General features: G+C 63.3%; 16 protein-coding genes and 3 pseudogenes. 17 read left to right on the top strand and 2 right to left on the bottom strand.

What is annotated here, in order from left to right:
• Nucleotides 1-4 precede the first annotated feature (4 nt).
• From der to ACHMW6_RS24185, 14 genes and pseudogenes are all read left to right on the top strand, one after another.
• Nucleotides 5-1,347, top strand: a pseudogene (gene der / locus ACHMW6_RS24250) (ribosome biogenesis GTPase Der).
• Between the two features lie 120 nt (nt 1,348-1,467).
• The gene (gene hfq / locus ACHMW6_RS24245) at nt 1,468-1,713 is read left to right on the top strand and encodes an RNA chaperone Hfq (RefSeq protein WP_395400609.1); all 246 of its coding nucleotides are present in this window, start codon (nt 1,468-1,470) and stop codon (nt 1,711-1,713) included.
• Nucleotides 1,714-1,723: 10 nt separating this feature from the next.
• Nucleotides 1,724-2,869: a GTPase HflX gene (gene hflX, locus ACHMW6_RS24240; protein WP_395400607.1), complete on the top strand. Its 1,146-nt coding sequence runs from the start codon at nt 1,724-1,726 to the stop codon at nt 2,867-2,869.
• A gap of 7 nt (nt 2,870-2,876) precedes the next feature.
• Nucleotides 2,877-4,167 (top strand): annotated as a pseudogene (gene hflK, locus ACHMW6_RS24235) (FtsH protease activity modulator HflK).
• Nucleotides 4,167-5,042 (top strand): protease modulator HflC, encoded by an 876-nt coding sequence (gene hflC / locus ACHMW6_RS24230; protein WP_395400605.1) that lies wholly within the window; start codon nt 4,167-4,169, stop codon nt 5,040-5,042. Before hflK ends, hflC begins: the two are co-directional and overlap by 1 nt.
• A gap of 202 nt (nt 5,043-5,244) precedes the next feature.
• Nucleotides 5,245-6,405, top strand: a complete 1,161-nt coding sequence (locus tag ACHMW6_RS24225) for an ATP phosphoribosyltransferase regulatory subunit (RefSeq protein ID WP_395400603.1) — start codon at nt 5,245-5,247, stop codon at nt 6,403-6,405.
• A gap of 5 nt (nt 6,406-6,410) precedes the next feature.
• A pseudogene (locus tag ACHMW6_RS24220) lies at nt 6,411-7,722 on the top strand (adenylosuccinate synthase).
• A 120-nt stretch (nt 7,723-7,842) separates the two neighbouring features.
• A complete protein-coding gene (locus tag ACHMW6_RS24215) occupies nt 7,843-8,388 on the top strand; it encodes a phosphoribosyltransferase (protein WP_395400601.1) in 546 nt (181 codons plus the stop codon).
• Between the two features lie 108 nt (nt 8,389-8,496).
• Nucleotides 8,497-9,453, top strand: a complete 957-nt coding sequence (locus ACHMW6_RS24210) for a hypothetical protein (RefSeq protein WP_395400600.1) — start codon at nt 8,497-8,499, stop codon at nt 9,451-9,453.
• A gap of 20 nt (nt 9,454-9,473) precedes the next feature.
• Nucleotides 9,474-10,070 (top strand): MarC family protein, encoded by a 597-nt coding sequence (locus tag ACHMW6_RS24205; RefSeq protein ID WP_395400598.1) that lies wholly within the window; start codon nt 9,474-9,476, stop codon nt 10,068-10,070.
• Between the two features lie 67 nt (nt 10,071-10,137).
• Nucleotides 10,138-11,049, top strand: coding sequence for a hypothetical protein (locus ACHMW6_RS24200; protein ID WP_395400596.1), 912 nt, complete (start codon nt 10,138-10,140; stop codon nt 11,047-11,049).
• The gene (locus tag ACHMW6_RS24195) at nt 10,992-11,420 is read left to right on the top strand and encodes a hypothetical protein (RefSeq protein ID WP_395400594.1); all 429 of its coding nucleotides are present in this window, start codon (nt 10,992-10,994) and stop codon (nt 11,418-11,420) included. Before ACHMW6_RS24200 ends, ACHMW6_RS24195 begins: the two co-directional genes overlap by 58 nt.
• The gene (locus ACHMW6_RS24190) at nt 11,417-11,698 is read left to right on the top strand and encodes a hypothetical protein (RefSeq protein ID WP_395400592.1); all 282 of its coding nucleotides are present in this window, start codon (nt 11,417-11,419) and stop codon (nt 11,696-11,698) included. The genes ACHMW6_RS24195 and ACHMW6_RS24190 overlap by 4 nt, the downstream gene beginning before the upstream one ends.
• 17 nt (nt 11,699-11,715) lie before the next feature.
• On the top strand, nt 11,716-12,180 hold the full coding sequence (locus tag ACHMW6_RS24185; protein WP_395400590.1) for a hypothetical protein: 465 nt from the start codon (nt 11,716-11,718) through the stop codon (nt 12,178-12,180).
• On the opposite strand, the gene ACHMW6_RS24180 is transcribed toward ACHMW6_RS24185, so the two are convergent.
• Nucleotides 12,165-12,497: a c-type cytochrome gene (locus ACHMW6_RS24180; protein ID WP_395400588.1), complete on the bottom strand. Its 333-nt coding sequence runs from the start codon at nt 12,495-12,497 to the stop codon at nt 12,165-12,167. The two genes, ACHMW6_RS24185 and ACHMW6_RS24180, sit on opposite strands and share 16 nt — an antisense overlap.
• Nucleotides 12,498-12,626: 129 nt before the next feature.
• Nucleotides 12,627-13,307: a hydrolase gene (locus tag ACHMW6_RS24175; protein WP_395408699.1), complete on the bottom strand. Its 681-nt coding sequence runs from the start codon at nt 13,305-13,307 to the stop codon at nt 12,627-12,629.
• 142 nt (nt 13,308-13,449) lie between these two features.
• Here ACHMW6_RS24175 and ACHMW6_RS24170 point away from each other — a divergent pair, with 142 nt between their 5' ends.
• From ACHMW6_RS24170 to ACHMW6_RS24160, 3 genes are all read left to right on the top strand, one after another.
• The gene (locus tag ACHMW6_RS24170; RefSeq protein ID WP_395400586.1) at nt 13,450-14,343 is read left to right on the top strand and encodes a LysR substrate-binding domain-containing protein; all 894 of its coding nucleotides are present in this window, start codon (nt 13,450-13,452) and stop codon (nt 14,341-14,343) included.
• Nucleotides 14,344-14,406: 63 nt separating this feature from the next.
• Complete coding sequence (locus tag ACHMW6_RS24165) at nt 14,407-14,847, top strand: hypothetical protein (protein ID WP_395400584.1); 441 nt, start codon at nt 14,407-14,409, stop codon at nt 14,845-14,847.
• An 89-nt stretch (nt 14,848-14,936) separates the two neighbouring features.
• Nucleotides 14,937-15,596, top strand: a complete 660-nt coding sequence (locus ACHMW6_RS24160; protein ID WP_395400582.1) for a peroxiredoxin — start codon at nt 14,937-14,939, stop codon at nt 15,594-15,596.
• The last annotated feature ends 6 nt before the right edge of the window (nt 15,597-15,602 follow it).

Here is a 15,602-nt window from a genome sequence, read left to right as displayed (position 1 = left end):
AAAAATGAAGCCGGTAATCGCACTCGTAGGTCGCCCGAACGTCGGGAAATCGACCTTATTCAATCGTCTGACCCGCTCGCGCGACGCGCTGGTGGCGGACCTGCCTGGGCTGACGCGTGACCGTCACTATGGCGAGGGCCGCGTCGGCGACCGCCCGTTCCTGGTCATCGATACCGGCGGCTTCGAGCCGGTTGCGAAGGAAGGCATCATGTACCAGATGGCGCTGCAGACCAAGCAGGCCGTCGCCGAAGCGGACGTGGTGGTGTTCCTGGTGGATGGCCGCCAGGGCATGACCCCGCACGACAAGACCATCACCGACTTCCTGCGCAAGTCCGGCCGCCCCGTGCTGCTGGTGGTGAACAAGGCGGAAGGCATGCGCTACACGGCCGCCGTGTCCGACTTCTATGAGCTGGGCTTGGGCGATCCGTATGCGATTTCCGGCGCCCACGGCGACGGCGTGCACGACCTGGTCACCGAAGCGCTGGACAAGGCATTCGCCTCCCGCCCGGCCGATGAGGATGGCTGCTGCCGTCCGAGCGCGGCGTAAAGATTGCGCTGGTGGGCCGCCCGAATGTGGGCAAGTCCACGCTCATCAATACGCTGGTGGGCGAAGAGCGCGTGATCGCCTTCGACATGCCGGGCACCACGCGCGACTCGATCGAAATCCCGTTCGAGCGCGACGGCAGGCATTACACCCTGATCGACACGGCCGGCATCCGCCGCCGCGGCAAGGTGTTCGAAGCCATCGAGAAGTTCTCGGTGGTGAAGACGCTGCAATCGATCTCGGAAGCGAACGTGGTCATCCTGATGCTGGACGCCCAGCAGGACATCTCTGAGCAGGATGCCCACATCGCCGGCTTCATCCTCGAATCCGGCCGCGCCCTGGTGCTGGCCGTGAACAAGTGGGATGGCCTGCAGTCGCACCAGCGTGACCAGGTGAAGAATGACCTGGACCGCAAGCTGGACTTCCTGGGCTGGGCCAAGAGTCACTTCATCTCGGCGCTGAAGGGCACCAATATCGGACCGCTGATGAAATCGGTGGACCAGGCCTACGCTGCGGCCACCGCCAACCTGCCGACGCCGAAGCTGACCCGCGCCTTGCAGGAAGCGATCGAGAAGCAGGAACCGAAGCGCAAGGGCGGTACGCGTCCCAAGATGCGTTATGCCCACCAGGGCGGCCAGAATCCGCCGGTCATCGTCATCCACGGCAACTCACTGGATGCCATTGCCGAGCCGTACAAACGCTACCTGGAAAAGCATTTCCGTGATACTTTCAATTTGGTAGGAACGCCGCTGCGCATTGAATTGCGCACGGGCAAGAATCCGTTTGCAAAAACCGAGAAATAATAGTCGTGCACCCCTGCAGGATTCGAAAAAACAAGGTACAGTAGCTTTGGAGCATCCCCCGGCACTTGAATTCAAGCGTTTCGCCTCCAATTCTACAAAACAACATAAACTGGAGCTGTTATGAGCAATAAAGGGCAATTGTTACAAGACCCATTCCTGAACGCGCTGCGTAAAGAGCACGTTCCCGTCTCGATCTATCTGGTCAACGGCATCAAGCTGCAAGGCCATATCGAGTCGTTTGACCAGTATGTGGTCCTGCTGCGCAACACCGTGACCCAGATGGTGTACAAGCATGCGATTTCCACGGTCGTGCCTGCACGCGCCGTCAACCTGAACATCGAATCGTCTTCCGAGGCGGCGGAGTAAAGCCGTTCCTATGCGTGCAGCATTAGTCGGGGTAGATTTCGGACAAGGCGACTTTGCTGCCAGTATCGAGGAGCTGACGCTGCTCGCGCGCTCCGCGGGAGCAGAGCCGGTTACGACCATTACCGGCAAGCGGTCGTCACCCGACGCCGCTTACTTTGTCGGCAGCGGCAAGGCGGATGAGATCGGCCTTGCCGTGCAGGATCACAAGCTCGAAATCGTCATCTTCAATCATGCGCTGTCCCCCGCCCAGCAGCGCAACCTGGAAAAGCGCCTCAACGTCCGCGTGCTGGACCGCACCAGTCTCATCCTCGATATCTTCGCCCAGCGCGCCAAGAGCCACGAGGGTAAGCTGCAGGTGGAACTGGCCCAGCTGCAGCACCTGTCCACCCGCCTGATCCGCGGCTGGACCCACCTGGAACGACAGAAGGGTGGTATCGGCTTGCGCGGTCCCGGTGAAACCCAGCTCGAGACCGACCGCCGGCTGATCGGCGAGCGCGTCAAGATGCTGCGCACGCGCCTGGCCAAGCTGCGTAAGCAGCATGAAACCCAGCGCCGCGCGCGCGGGCGCAGCCATACGTTTTCCGTTTCCCTCGTCGGCTATACCAACGCCGGCAAATCGACCCTGTTCAATACCATGACCAAGGCCGGCGTCTACGTGGCGGACCAGCTGTTCGCCACGCTGGACACCACCTCGCGCCGTGTCTACCTGGGCGAGGAAATCGGCAGCATCGTGCTGTCCGATACGGTCGGCTTCGTGCGCGAGTTGCCGCACCAGCTGGTGGCCGCATTCCGTGCGACCCTGGAGGAAACCATCCATGCCGACCTGCTGCTGCATGTGGTCGATGGCGCCAGCCCGGTGCGCATGGAGCAGATCGAACAGGTCAATGAGGTGCTGAGGGAAATCGGCGCCGACCATATTCCCCAGATCCTGGTATGGAACAAGATCGATGCCGCAGAGCTTGAGCCGGCAGTCGAGCGTGATGAGTATGATAAGATTTCCCGCGTATTCATTAGCGCACGCACGGGCGCAGGCCTGAACCTGCTGCGCGATGCGATCAGTGAAGCGGCCAGGGACGAGCAGGAGGCGTTGGCCAATCGGGAAGAGCCGATGGCGCCGGACAGTATTTCCAACTTTATCCATGCTGGATCACACTAATAAGAACATGCCTTTTTCCTCTCTCAAGAAAAGACTAGGCTTGAAGCTGTCGCTGAATGACCCGCGCTGGGGCAATGACAAGGATGGCAACAAGCAGGCCCAGGAGGGCAAGAAGCCCGGTGACGGACCTCCCGACCTCGACCAGCTGTGGCGTGACTTCAACCAGCGCCTGAACGGCCTGTTCGGGGGGCAATCGCAACCGCAACTCCGGCAACGGCGGCGGTGGCGGCGGCAACGGCAGCGACCTGAAGGGCGCCGGCTTCACCTTTGGCGCCGTCGCTTCGATCGCCGTGCTGGTGTGGCTCGCTTCCGGCGCCTTCATCGTGCAGGAAGGCCAGACCGGCGTGGTCACCACCTTCGGCAAATTCAGCCACACGACGCCGGCCGGTTTCAACTGGCGCTGGCCATATCCGTTCCAGGCCGATGAAACGGTCAATGTATCGCAGGTGCGCACGGTGGAAGTGGGCTACCGCGGCAACGTCAAGTCCAAGCAGGCGCGCGAATCGCTGATGCTGACCGACGACGAGAACATCATCGACATCCAGTTCGCCGTGCAGTACAAGCTGAAGGACCCGGTGGCCTGGCTGTACAACAACCGCGACGCGGAAGAAACCGTGCGCCAGGTGGCCGAGACGTCGATCCGCGAAGTGGTGGGCCGCAGCAAGATGGACTTCGTGCTGTACGAGGGCCGCGAGAAAGTGGCGACCGATACCCAGCTGCTGATGCAGACCATCCTGGACCGCTACGCGTCCGGCGCCCAGGTCACCAATGTGACGATGCAGGGCGTGCAGCCGCCGGAGCAGGTGCAGGCTGCGTTTGACGACGCCGTCAAGGCCAGCCAGGACCGCGAGCGCCAGAAGAACGAAGGCCAGGCGTATGCCAACGACGTGGTGCCGAAGGCCCGCGGTACCGCCTTCTCGCTGCTGCAGCAGGCCGAAGCCTACCGCTCGCAAACCGTCGAGAATGCGACCGGTAACGCCGACCGCTTCAAGTCCGTGCTGACCGAGTACCAGAAGGCGCCGGCCGTCACGCGCGACCGCATGTACCTGGAAACCATGCAGCAGATCTTCGCCAGCACGACCAAGGTCATCGCCGATTCGCGCAATGGCAATAACCTGCTGTACCTGCCGCTGGACAAGCTGATCGCCCAGGTGGCCGCCGCCGATACCGCGCGCGTCAACCAGACGCCGCCGCCGCCGACCGCCGTGCTGCTGCCCGATAACAGCATGCAGAACTACGACGCAAGCCGCCGCGATGGCCGCTCGCGCGACACTTCCCGTGAACGGGAGAGCCGCTAATGAACCGTCTCGTATCCATCCTGATCGCGGGCTTCATCGCCCTGATGCTGCTGTCCTCCACCGTATTTGTGGTGGACCAGCGCAAGTTTGCGATCGTGTTCGCCCTCGGTGAAGTCAAGCAGGTGATCAACGAGCCTGGCCTGCACTTCAAGCTGCCGCCGCCATTCCAGAACGTGCTGTACCTGGACAAGCGCATCCTGACCCTGGATTCGCAGGACGCGGACCGCTTCATCACGGCCGAGAAGATGAACATCCTGGTCGATTCCTTCGTCAAATGGCGCATCACCGATCCGCGCCTGTACTTCGTCTCCTTTGGCGGCGACGAGGGCAGGGCGCGTGACCGCATGTCGCAGATCGTGAAGGCGGCGCTGAACGACGCCATTACCAAGCGCACCGTGCGCGAAGTGATTTCGGGCCAGCGCGGCAAAGTCATGGAAGAACTGCGCGGCAAGGTGGTCAATGAAGCGAAGCAGATCGGCGTCGAGATCATCGACGTGCGCCTGAAACGCGTGGACTACGTGGAGCAGATCAACAACTCCGTATATGACCGCATGAAGGCCGAGCGCCAGCGCGTGGCCAACGAGCTGCGTTCCACCGGTTTCGCCGAATCCGAGAAGATCCGTGCCGACGCTGAAAAGCAGCGCACCGTGATCCTGGCCGAAGCCTACCGCGAAGCCGAGAAGATCAAGGGCGAGGGCGATGCGAAAGCATCCGCCATCTATGCCGAAGCGTTTGGCCGCAATCCGGAGTTCTACAAGTTCTACCGGAGCCTGGAAGCCTACCGGGGTTCCTTCAAGTCCAAGGCGGACGTGATGCTGGTCGATCCGAACAGCGATTTCTTCAAGTACTTCAAGGCGCCGGGTTCGGGCAAATAATCCCTGCCGGCCGCTAAATTCCTTTCAAACCCAAGGCTGAAACTGGTGTCTGCCACATCGTGGCAGACACCTGGGTTACGCCTCTGGTTTAAACGTTTTTACCAGTTGAGCCACGTTTTCGCGTAGAATACGCGGTTTGGCTGCCCATTTTCCGGGCGACGCTCGTGCGTCCGCATTGTTTATACTTCAATAGATTCTTCCAATGCCAAATTGGCTCTTGCCTGAACATATTGCCGACGTCTTGCCCTCCGAAGCGCGCAAGATTGAGGAGTTGCGCCGCCTGATGCTGGATAATTTCCGGCTGTACGGCTACGAACTGGTCATGCCCCCGCTGCTGGAATACGTCGAGTCGCTGATGACCGGCGCCGGCGAGGACACCAACCTGCGCACCTTCAAGCTGGTGGACCAGATTTCCGGCCGCATGCTGGGCCTGCGCGCCGACATGACGACCCAGGTCGCCCGTATCGACGCCCACCTGCTCAACCGCGCCACCGTCACCCGCCTGTGCTACGCCGGCTCGGTGCTGCACACCCTGCCCTCCGGCCTGCACGCCACGCGCGAACCGATCCAGATCGGCGCCGAGATCTACGGCCATGCCGGCCTGGAAGCGGACGCCGAGATCCAGGAACTGGCGCTGGGCTCCCTGGCCCTGGCCGGCTTCACCGAAGTGCGCCTGGACCTGACCCACGTCGGCGTGCTGCGCGCCATCCTGGAACAGGACAAAACCGCCCAGAAGGACCATGACCAGATCGTGGCCCTGTTGCGCGGCAAGGATGTGCCGGGCCTGCGCGCCCTGGCGGCGGCTTACGCGCCGGCCACGCGCGATGCCCTGCTGGCCCTGCCAAACCTGTACGGCGACGTGGAAGTGCTGAAGCGCGCCCGCGCCGCGCTGCCTGAACTGCCGGGCATCAGCAAGGCGCTGGCCGAACTGGCCGCCCTGGCCGCCTCCGCCATCGGCCGCGCCGATGTGGCGATCGACCTGTCCGACCTGCGCGGCTACCAGTACGAGAGCGGCGCCATGTTCGCGCTCTACGTGCCGGGCCTGCCGAACGCCGTGGCGCGCGGCGGCCGCTATGACCATGTGGGCGAGGCTTTCGGCCGCGCCCGTCCGGCCACCGGCTTCTCGCTCGACCTGCGCGAGCTGGCGCGCCTGCTGCCGACGGCCGAGCGCAAGCATTCGATCCGCGCGCCGTGGGGCAATGCGCCGGAGCTGAAAGATAAAATCGCCGAGCTGCGCAAGTCCGGCGAAGTTGTGATCCAGTCCCTGCCGGGTCACAGCGATGAACAGGACGAGTTCGAGTGCGACCGCGCGCTGGTGCTCGACGAGAGTGGTAGTAACTGGATTCTTAAAAACTTAGGTTAAGTGTGATGTCAAAGAAAACTGCAAAGAACGTCGTCGTCATCGGTACCCAGTGGGGCGATGAAGGCAAGGGCAAGATCGTCGACTGGCTGACCGAACACGCCCAGGGCGTGGTTCGCTTCCAGGGCGGCCACAACGCGGGCCACACCCTCGTTATCGGCGGCGTGAAGACTGCGCTGCAACTGATCCCTTCGGGCATCATGCGCCCGGGCGTGGCCTGCTACATCGGCAACGGCGTGGTGCTGTCCGTGCCGGACGTGCTGCGCGAAATCGACAAGCTGGAAGCGGCCGGCGTGGAAGTCGCTTCGCGCCTGAAGATTTCCGAGGCTTGCCCGGTCATCCTGCCTTACCACACCGCGCTGGACGCAGCCCGTGAAGCCGCCCGCGGCGCCGCCAAGATCGGCACCACCGGCAAGGGCATCGGCCCCGACCTATGAAGACAAGGTGGCGCGCCGCGCCATCCGCGTGGCCGACCTGCTGAACGCCGAGCGTTTCGCCGAGAAGCTGAAAGAGAACCTGGACTACCACAACTTCGTGCTGGAAAACTATCTGAAGGCGCCGAAGATCGATTACCAGAAAACCCTGGACGACGCGCTGGCCTACGTGCCGCGCCTGCGTCCGATGGTGACCGACGTGTCCTCCGCGCTGTACGCGACCCACAAGGCCGGCGGCTCCCTGCTGTTCGAAGGCGCGCAAGGCTCGCTGCTGGACGTGGACCACGGCACGTATCCGTTCGTGACTTCGTCGAACTGCGTGGCCGGCAATGCCGCGGCCGGCGCCGGCGTGGGTCCGGGCATGCTGCACTACATCCTGGGCATCACCAAGGCATACACCACCCGCGTGGGTTCGGGTCCGTTCCCGTCCGAACTGCCGACCGATGCCGGCGTGGGCCACCACCTGTCCGCCGTGGGCCATGAATTCGGCACCGTGACCGGCCGCGCCCGTCGCTGCGGCTGGTTCGATGCCGCACTGCTGCGCCGCTCGGTGCAGATCAATGGCGTGTCCGGCATGTGCCTGACCAAGCTGGACGTGCTGGACGGCCTGGAAACCCTGAAGCTGTGCACCGGCTACCTGGTGGACGGCAAGCACGTGGACATCTTCCCGGTCGGCGCCGAAGAAGCCGCGCGCTGCGAGCCGATCTACGAAGAGATGCCTGGCTGGACCGAGAGCACCGTCGGCGCCAAGTCGCTGGCTGCGCTGCCGGCCACCGCCCGCGCTTACATCAAGCGTATCGAAGAGCTGGTTGGCGTGCCGGTGGATATGGTTTCGACCGGCCCGGACCGCGAAGAGACCATCGTTCTGCGTCATCCGTTCGAGTGACGCACGCACGGCGGATCGAATGATCCGCCCTACGCTGTAACTCGGCGCATGGGCCTTACAAGGGCCGTAGCTGTAGGGCGGATCATTGATCCGCCGTTTTTTCACAAGGAAAACCAAAAAATGAGCACTCCACAATCCAACGAAAAGCACCTGTGGGTGTCCTGGGATGAGTACCACCGCCTGATCGAGCGCCTGGCGCTGAAGGTGCATGAATCCGGCTGGAAGTTCGACATGGTGCTGTGCCTGGCGCGCGGCGGCGTGCGTCCCGGCGACGTGTTCTCGCGCATCTTCGACGTGCCGCTGGCCATCCTGTCGACCAGCTCCTACCGCGAAGAAGCGGGCACCGTGCGCGGCGACCTGGATATCGCCAAGTACATGACGATGACCAAGGGCCCGCTGAAAGGCAAGATCCTGCTGGTGGATGACCTGGCCGACTCCGGCGTGACCCTGACCAAGGTGATGGCTCACCTGAAGGAAAACTTCGAAGGCGTGACCGAAGTACGTTCCGCCGTGATCTGGACCAAGGGCTCCTCGGCCTTCCGTCCTGACTACCAGATCCAGGAACTGCCGCACAACCCGTGGATTCACCAGCCGTTCGAAGACTACGACGGCCTGCGTCCGCACCAGCTGGCGGCATGGATCAAGAAAGGCGAAACCGGCGAGTAAACCCGGTTTTCCCAAAAAGTGGCGGCAGGCACACAGCCTGGCCGCCATTTTTATTATTGCCGCCCAGCAATTTGCGTATAATCTTCGATATCGTTTTCGGAGATGCGCATGCTGCGACGGCTGTTCCTGATTGTTCCCCTGCTGGCGGTTGCCGCATCCGCCGGCGCTGCGCCGCCGCTGCAGAAGCTGTGGACCGAACGCAGATTCGACGCCGTCGAGCGTGCGCTGCGCGAAGCCTGCGGCGGTGCCCGCAACGCCGACGGCCAGCCCGAACTGCAAGGCTTCGAAGCCGCCTTCGACAACCAGTTCCGCACTGCGCAGAGCTGGGAAGCCGACCGCGCCGTGCTGGTCCAGTGGCGCGGCGCGCAGCCCGATTCCCTTGCCCAGGCGCTGGTCGAAGCGATCTACTGGCGTGCCTATGCGTCCCAGCTGCGCGTAGGCAGCGTGGCCGCACTGCCGCGCGAAGCGCTGGACCTGTACCACGAGCAGGTCGGCAATGGCACGGTGCGTCTGCAGCAGGTAAGGTCACAGGCCGGCAGCTGCCCGCTGTGGCACAGCCTGAATATCAGCCTGCTGCTGGAGGGCGGGGCGCATCGGCGTGCCGTCGCGAGCGCCTACCTGGACGCCGTGCAAGTCTTCCCGCAGGACCCGCAGATCCACTACGCGATGGGCCGCGCCTACAGCCCGCGTGGCGGCGGCAGCGTAGTACAGTTCGACCAGTTTGCACGGCGCGCCGTGTTCTTCACGCGTCCCACCGAAGGCGGCGGCATGTATGCGCGGCTGTACTGGCGTGAGGACAGCAATGGCAGCGAAGCCATCACCTTTGCCGACCGCCGCAGCCTGCCGGAATGGCAGCTGGTGAAGACGGGCTTCGAGGACCTGCTGCAGCGCTACCCGTCCGACGCGGCCGCGCGCAACAAGTTCGCGTCCTTCGCCTGCCGCGCCAATGACGGCGACACCTATGGCAGGCTGCGTACGCAACTGGGCGAGCGCATCATCGCCGAGCAATGGCCCGACAGCTGGCCGGTCGAAGCCTGCGACCGCAAGCTGTTGAAGCGTGGTTAATGAGCCTGTAAGATCCGGCAATGACTCAAGACTTTTTCCAGACTTTCATCCTCCTGCTGCTGGTTACCGACCCTTTCGGTAACGTTCCACTCTTCGCGACGGCCCTGGCGCCGGTGCCCATCAAGCGGCGCCGCCAGATCGTGGTGCGCGAATGCCTGATCGCCTTTGTCGTGCTACTGGTGTTCATGTTCTTCGGCTCGCACTTCCTGAAGGCGCTCAGCCTGTCCGAAGCATCGCTGCGCATTGCGGGCAGCGTGATCCTGCTGCTGATTGCGATCCGCATGGTGTTCCCGCATCCGGACGGGGTGCTGGGCCGGAGCGAGGGCGGCGAGCCTTTCATTGTGCCGTTGGCGATTCCCGCGCTGGCCGGTCCTTCGGCGCTGGCGACGGTGCTGCTGTTCTCGCGCGAGAGCACGGGCGAGGTGATCACCCACGTAGCGGCGCTGGGCGCCGTGGTCGTGGTGTGGCTGGCCGTGTTCCTTGGCGCCGAGCGCCTGCAGAAGGTGCTGGGGCCGCAGGTGATGACGGCCTTCGAGCGCCTGATGGGCCTGATCCTGGCGGCGATGTCGATCGAAATGCTGCTTGGCGGTATACGGGAATTCGTCAAGACTTTGTGATATTTGGTGAGTCTTTCTAACGGGAAAGTCTCCTATAATCAGGAGGCTCTCCCGACAAAGGCACGCCATGCATATCCTGTTCGCCTTACTGATCCTGCTCGTCCTGGTTGTCTGGTTCTATCGCGCGACCAATGTCTATGTGCAGCAGCCTGCCGCTGCTCCTGCTGCGCCGGCGGGGAGCGTGCCGCAGCTGAAGCTGGCGTGGGTGTCGGAAGGCAAGCTGTTCTACCAGTCCGGCTATGGCGGCGTGCAGCAGATCCACAGTCCCTATGCGCAGGAAGCGATCGACCGCGCTGAGCGCAGCCGCGAGAAGCATGCGTGGAAGAAGGAGACGGCCTTCGGCGTGTCCGCCCAGGGCGGCATGCGCTCCTTCGACCGGGAAGTGACGCCGATCCGCATTTCGTCGGCGCGCTTTGCCGTGGACGGCCAGCTGCTGTACTTCCAGCACGACACGGGGATGGGCGGGCTGTTTGCCTATGACCCCGTCACCGGCGCCGAAACGCGCCTGCTGCACCGGCAGAATCTGTCGCTGGAGGATTTGTGCCTGTCGTCTTCAGGGCAGGCCATTTATTGCACCATCAAGGGCCGCGACGGCGGCAGCCATATCGGCACCATGAGCATCGATGGCGATGATCTGCGCGAGCTGACGGGCGGTGATTCGCTCGACTCGTGCCCCACGCCGGCGGCAGGGCAGGAGCACGTGCTGCTGTACCAGTCCGCCGGCATTGCGCGCAACCAGCAGGGCGTGTGGGTCGCTACCGGCAATGCCACGATCCAGGAACTGAATACGCAGACCGGGCGTGTGACGCCGGTGCTGGAAGATCCGGGCTACGATTTCCTGTCGCCGCGCGTGGCGCCGGATGGTTGCCTGTACTTTATTCGCCGTCCCTATGAGCCGCACCGCTACGGCGCGACAACTTCGTGCTCGACACGCTGTTCTTCCCATTCCGCCTGCTGCGCGCAGTCTTCCACTACCTGAACTTCTTCTCGCTGATGTACTCGCGCAAGCCGCTGACGGGCGCGTCGGGGCCGGCGATGCAGGCCGATATCCGCAACATCGTCTTGCAGGGGAAGGTGATCGACGCGCAGAAGGCTTTGCGCAAGGAGGCCAGTATTGCCGGCGTGCCGTCGCTCGTGCCTTCTTCGTGGCAGCTGGTGTGCCGCAATCGTGCTGGTGTCGAGACGGTGGTCGCTCCGAATGTGGCCTCGTTCGACATCAGCCCGAAAGGGCAGGTCGTCTACAGCAATGGCCGCGGACTGTTCGCTGCCGGCGCTTCCGGCCCCGCGCTGTTGACACAGGATAGCCTGGTCGGCGATATCCTCGTTCACGATTTCACGGGGGCCGTATGAGCGGCCAGGCGCCTTCTCCAGCATCGGCTGCGCCATCCCCGCGCTTCCATTGCGCAGCCTGTGACCGCGCGGTGCTGAACGGCGATTTCCCGCGCTGCCTGTACTGCGGCGCCGACCTGCCGCCCGAAGTATCACGTGCCGCGCCGACGCGCGCCGTAGCGCCGCAGTCCCTGGCGGAATCCAGCAAAAGCGGCGTCGTTGACGGCGTTGTCGATGCCATCGACATCGCCGGCACGATCGCCGACGGCATCAGCATCATCGGCGACCTGCTCGACTAAGAAGAAAGGACTACAAAGTGACGCAATCAATGCATATCGAACTGGCCCCGGCTGGCCTGTCCGGCGACGCGCGGGTCGCGCAGCAACCGGAGCAACTGGCCGCGCTGGCCCACGTATTCGACGCCGCCGACAGCGTGCGCCTGTACGCCGACACGGCGCGCCACTTCGCCTTCGCCAAGGACGCCAAATCGCTGGCCTTCATCGCCGACGCCACGCGCGCAGCGGCGCATGCACGCGGCGAGGCCTTCATTCCGCCCGCCTACGACAACCTGATGTGCTTTTACGTCACTTGGGGCAAGGTGCCGTTCGACTGGCGCAAGCCCGAGCACGAATCGCTGCATCCCGCCGACCCGCTGGAAGGCCTTCACGCAACCGCCAGGGACGAACTGCAGCAGTTCCTCACCGCGAACCCGGGTGGCTGCGTCCTCAGCGTCAAGATGACGCACGAGCGCAGCACCATCGCCGTCTACTCCGCCGGCTGATTGCGCGGCGCCGGCTGCATCATGAAGCGGATGGCCGCTTCGATCTGGCCGCGCGTCAGGTCCGGACGGCCGCCCTTCGGCGGCATCGCTTCATAGCCATTCACCGCGTTATCCGCCAGCGCGTCCAGGCTGCCCGCGCGCGCCAGGCGGCGCTGCCATTCCCTCACGTCCCCCTGCTTCGGCGAGCTGACCATCACATTCTCGGCCGCGTGGCAGGCCATGCAAACCGCCTGATAAACATCGCGCCCGCCATCGGCCGCGCTGGCGTGAGCTGCCGCGGCAATGACAAGCAGCGCCCCTGTGAAATGCAGTTTCATTGCAGGTCTCCGCTAAAACCAAAGGCGTAACCCTGGTGTCAGGCACATCGTGCCTGACACCTGCTCCTGGTCTCGGGTTTAAAAAAAAGCCGGCGCCTTTTCGGGCGCCGGCAAACTCGGGGTTAAGGGTTACTTGCCTTCCTGGGCGTGGAACATGTCCTTGGCGTAGATGAGGCCCAGGCCATAGCCGCCGGCGTGGTCGGCTGCGATCTTGGTTACGGCGTTGTAGGTCTCGCCGCGGGCCCAGTCGCGCTGCAGTTCGAGCATGTACTGCAGCCAGGTGATCGGGTGCGCGCCGGCCTGGATCATGCGCTGCACGGCCATGTCGTGCGCTTCCTTGGTCACGCCGCCGGAGGCATCGGTGACGATGTAGACGTCATAGCCCTGGTCGATCGCGGAGAGCGCCGGCTCGATCAGGCAGACTTCCGTCCACAGCGCAGCCATTACGATTTTCTTCTTGCCGGTCTTCTTCACCGCATCCACTACGCGCTGGTCTTCCCAGGTGTTCATCGTAGTGCGGTCGATCGGCTTCTGGTCGGGGAATACTGCCTGCAGTTCGGGGAACAAAGGGCCGCTGAAGGACTTGGCCGCGACCGTGGTCAGGATGGTCGGCACCTTGAAGGTATTCGCAGCCTTGGCCAGGCCGGTCACATTGTTGCGCAGTTCGGCGACGTCGATGGAGCGGGTGGCGAAGGCCATCTGCGGCTGGTGGTCGATCAGCAGCAGGGTGTGGTTGGTCGGGGTCAGCAGTTTTTCCGAAGGCTTGGCGGTCTGGGCTTGCGCGGACGGGGCCAGCGCGGCGAAGGCCATGAACAGGGGCAGGGAGGCTTTGATCAGGGATTTGAAGTTCATGATGTCTCTTTCCTTTCGGATGTGGTTAGTTGATGGGAGAACTTTAATTGGTTAGACTGGCGCAATAAATAGCTCATCCATCAAAACATCCTTACGCTGAATGCAACAATATGACCTAACCGATTTGCGCAGCTACATCGCCGTGGTCGAGTGCGAGAGCTTCGTGCGCGCCGCCGAGCAGCTGGACGTGAGCACAGCCGCCATCAGCCGCCGTATCAGCGCGCTGGAACACGCGCTGGGCACGCAGCTGATCACGCGCACCACGCGCCGCATCGATATCACGGACGCAGGCCGCCGCTTCTACGAAGATGCCCAGGCCGTGTTCCATCTGTTGGACGAAGCCCAGGAGCGTGCCCGCGAAGGCGTGGAAAGCGCCGTCGGCACCTTGCGTGTGGCGACGGCGCTCAGCTTCGGTATCCAGAAAGTGGCGCCGCTGCTGCCGGGCTTCATGCGCCGCCATCCCGGGCTGAAAGTGCAGTTGCTGCTGGAAGACCGCACCACGGACCTGCAAGCTGAAGCGATCGACGTGGCCATCCGCATCGGCACACTGCGCGATTCATCGCTGGTGGCAACGCCGATCGGCAGCGTGGCGCGGCTGTTTGCCGCGTCGCCGGCCTATCTGCGCGAGCGGGGCGTGCCGCATACGCCAGCGGAGCTGGAAGGCCACGCCTGCCTCCACTACAGTCTGCTCAGCATGCGCGAGGAGTGGGGCGTGTTGGTGGGCGAGGGCGTGCAGCTGGACACCCCCTTCGCTGCCAATAACGCCGAAGCGCTGACGGAAGCGGCGGTCCAGGGCCTGGGCATCGTGCAGCTGCCGGAATTCGCACTGGAGGCGGCGCTGGCCGATGGTCGGCTGGTCCGCGTGCTGCAAGGCTACGAGCCGCCGGCCTTCGGCCTGTACGCGGTGCGCCTGTCGCGCCAGTTCACGCCCGCGCGCCAGCGCCTGTTCATCGACTTCCTGCGCCAGTCTTTTGGGACGAATTGTGACAATTAGATAGTTTTTCCTCGTGGAAACGAATCTATAATCGCGAGACATTCGACTCCGCGAGAGATTTCCATGGACCGGAAACTGAGACTGACGCTGGCAAGCACGTTTGCCGACCACCTGCGCGTTGCGCTGCCCGACTTCAAACTGTGGAACGCCACGGCGCCCTGCCTGTCCGGTAACGACGTGGTGTGGAAGCGCGGGAACTGCCTGGTCATCCTCACGCCGGACTCGCGCGGGCTGCGCGATGCGGTGACGCTGGAGCTGGCGTATTCCGAGCACGGCCGCTTCCCGGACCTGGCCCAGCGTCCCTCGCTGATCTCGCAAGCCCAGCTCGATGACGTGCACCTCGAGTCCGAATGGATCGTCCGCCTCGGCCGCATCGATGGCGGCAGTTTCGATCTGATCGAAGTCTCCATGACCTCCTGCCACGAAGTCTCGGCCTTCCTGGTCGAACGACTGCAAATGGTGGGCTTGCCCTTCTTCGACCGCATGAGCACAGAGCTCGCCTGAGCTCGATTTACTTGTTGCTTTGGTAAGGCCGCGGTGCGAACATAGTAGTCCGGCTGTTCTCGTCGTGTCCCACCACTAAAGGAGTTGCCATGTCCCTCCGTATCAACGATACCGCACCAAACTTCAAGGCACAGACCACCCAGGGCACTATCGATTTTCATGAATGGATAGGGGATAAATGGGCCGTGCTGTTCTCGCACCCGAAGGACTTCACCCCCGTGTGCACTACCGAACTTGGCTACATGGCCAAGATCGAACCCGAATTCACCAAGCGGAATACCAAGATCATCGGTCTCTCGATCGACCCCGTTGAGAACCACAGCAAGTGGGCGGCGGACATCGAGGAAACCCAGGGCGCCGCCGTCAAGTATCCGATGATCGGCGATACCGATCTGGCTGTGGCCAAGCTGTACAACATGCTGCCGGCCGAGGAGCCGGGCACGTCCGAAGGCCGCACCGCCGCCACCAATGCGACCGTGCGCTCGGTCTTCGTCATCGGCCCGGACAAGAAGATCAAGATGATGATGACTTACCCGATGACCTCGGGCCGCAACTTCGACGAAATCCTGCGCGTGATCGATTCGATCCAGCTGACGGCCAAGCATAAGGTGGCGACGCCGGTGAACTGGAAGCATGGCGAGGATGTGATCATCGCCGGTTCGGTCAGCGATGATGATGCCAAGGGCCTGTTCCCGAATGGGTGGAAGGCGCCGAAGCCTTATCTGCGGATTGTGCCGCAGCCTAAGTAGCGGGCC

This window comes from Pseudoduganella sp. UC29_106 (assembly GCF_044055365.1).
Classification (GTDB): Bacteria; Pseudomonadota; Gammaproteobacteria; order Burkholderiales; family Burkholderiaceae_D; genus Rugamonas.
This window is presented reverse-complemented; position numbering and strand designations above follow the sequence as displayed.